Here is a 2,500-nt window from a genome sequence, read left to right as displayed (position 1 = left end):
TAATCCGGGATGGACCCCTCACCCAAACAGTGCTCTACCTCCAAGAATCTCAATGTCGACGCTAGCCCTAAAGCTATTTCGGAGAGAACCAGCTATCTCCAAGTTCGTTTGGAATTTCTCCGCTACCCACAAGTCATCCAAGCACTTTTCAACGTGCCCTGGTTCGGTCCTCCAGTGAGTTTTACCTCACCTTCAACCTGCTCATGGGTAGGTCACATGGTTTCGGGTCTACGACATAATACTAACTCGCCCTATTCAGACTCGGTTTCCCTACGGCTCCGTCTCTTCAACTTAACCTCGCATCATATCGTAACTCGCCGGTTCATTCTACAAAAGGCACGCTCTCACCCATTAACGGGCTCGAACTTGTTGTAGGCACACGGTTTCAGGTTCTATTTCACTCCCCTCCCGGGGTGCTTTTCACCTTTCCCTCACGGTACTGGTTCACTATCGGTCACTAGAGAGTATTTAGGGTTGGGAGATGGTCCTCCCAGATTCCGACGGGATTTCTCGTGTCCCGCCGTACTCAGGATACTGCTAGGTATAAAGACTATTTCGAATACGAGGCTCTTACTCTCTTTGGCTGACCTTCCCATGTCATTCTTCTATAATCTTTAAGTCCACATTGCAGTCCTACAACCCCGAAGAGTAAACTCTTCGGTTTGCCCTCCTGCCGTTTCGCTCGCCGCTACTCAGGCAATCGCTTTTGCTTTCTCTTCCTGCAGCTACTTAGATGTTTCAGTTCACTGCGTCTTCCTCTACCTATCCTTAACAGATAGGAGTACTAGCCATCAGCTAGTGGGTTCCCCCATTCGGACATCTCTGGATCGTCGCTTACTTACAGCTCCCCAAAGCATTTCGTCGTTTGTCACGTCCTTCTTCGGCTTCTAGTGCCAAGGCATCCACCGTGCGCCCTTATTAACTTAACCTTATTTTTGGTCTTGCGACCTAAACTCTTTAAATATTTACAGCGTTTCGGTTTATTTTCTTGTTACTATTTGATATAGATATTCAATTTTCAATGTTCAATCTTAACACCCTTACAGTGTTAATGGAGCCTAGCGGGATCGAACCGCTGACCTCCTGCGTGCAAAGCAGGCGCTCTCCCAGCTGAGCTAAGGCCCCACAAGACCTCTCAAAACTAAACAAGACCAACGTACAGGTTTCCATTTCCTTAGAAAGGAGGTGATCCAGCCGCACCTTCCGATACGGCTACCTTGTTACGACTTCACCCCAATCATCTATCCCACCTTAGGCGGCTGGCTCCAAATGGTTACCTCACCGACTTCGGGTGTTACAAACTCTCGTGGTGTGACGGGCGGTGTGTACAAGGCCCGGGAACGTATTCACCGCGGCGTGCTGATCCGCGATTACTAGCGATTCCGACTTCATGTAGGCGAGTTGCAGCCTACAATCCGAACTGAGACTGGCTTTAAGAGATTAGCTTGCCGTCACCGACTCGCGACTCGTTGTACCAGCCATTGTAGCACGTGTGTAGCCCAGGTCATAAGGGGCATGATGATTTGACGTCATCCCCACCTTCCTCCGGTTTATTACCGGCAGTCTCGCTAGAGTGCCCAACTGAATGATGGCAACTAACAATAGGGGTTGCGCTCGTTGCGGGACTTAACCCAACATCTCACGACACGAGCTGACGACAACCATGCACCACCTGTCACCTCTGTCCCGAAGGAAAACTCTATCTCTAGAGCGGTCAGAGGGATGTCAAGACCTGGTAAGGTTCTTCGCGTTGCTTCGAATTAAACCACATGCTCCACCGCTTGTGCGGGCCCCCGTCAATTCCTTTGAGTTTCAACCTTGCGGTCGTACTCCCCAGGCGGAGTGCTTAATGCGTTAGCTACGGCACTGAGTCCCGGAAAGGACCCAACACCTAGCACTCATCGTTTACGGCGTGGACTACCAGGGTATCTAATCCTGTTTGCTCCCCACGCTTTCGAGCCTCAGCGTCAGTTACAGACCAGAGAGCCGCTTTCGCCACCGGTGTTCCTCCATATATCTACGCATTTCACCGCTACACATGGAATTCCACTCTCCCCTTCTGCACTCAAGTTAAACAGTTTCCAAAGCGTACTATGGTTAAGCCACAGCCTTTAACTTCAGACTTATCTAACCGCCTGCGCTCGCTTTACGCCCAATAAATCCGGATAACGCTCGGGACCTACGTATTACCGCGGCTGCTGGCACGTAGTTAGCCGTCCCTTTCTGGTAAGTTACCGTCACAGTGTGAACTTTCCACTCTCACACTCGTTCTTCTCTTACAACAGAGCTTTACGATCCGAAAACCTTCTTCACTCACGCGGCGTTGCTCGGTCAGGGTTGCCCCCATTGCCGAAGATTCCCTACTGCTGCCTCCCGTAGGAGTCTGGGCCGTGTCTCAGTCCCAGTGTGGCCGATCACCCTCTCAGGTCGGCTATGTATCGTCGCCTTGGTGAGCCGTTACCTCACCAACTAGCTAATACAACGCAGGTCCATCTCTTAG

General features: G+C 50.9%; 1 tRNA gene and 2 rRNA genes (1 of these 3 cut by a window edge). All 3 read right to left on the bottom strand.

The window, feature by feature from the left end:
* Positions 1-929: ribosomal RNA gene (locus O3646_RS10810) — 23S ribosomal RNA — on the bottom strand (it extends 1,972 nt beyond the left edge of the window).
* A 123-nt stretch (positions 930-1,052) separates the two neighbouring features.
* Positions 1,053-1,125 (bottom strand) — tRNA-Ala (locus O3646_RS10805).
* A gap of 53 nt (positions 1,126-1,178) precedes the next feature.
* Positions 1,179-2,500 (bottom strand): 16S ribosomal RNA (locus tag O3646_RS10800); the annotation flags it as partial.

The sequence above is a fragment of the Streptococcus sp. 27098_8_148 genome, assembly GCF_041432105.1.
Lineage (GTDB): Bacteria > Bacillota > Bacilli > Lactobacillales > Streptococcaceae > Streptococcus > Streptococcus parasanguinis_AE.
Note: the sequence above shows the minus strand (reverse complement) of the source record. Positions and strands in the feature narration are given on the sequence as shown.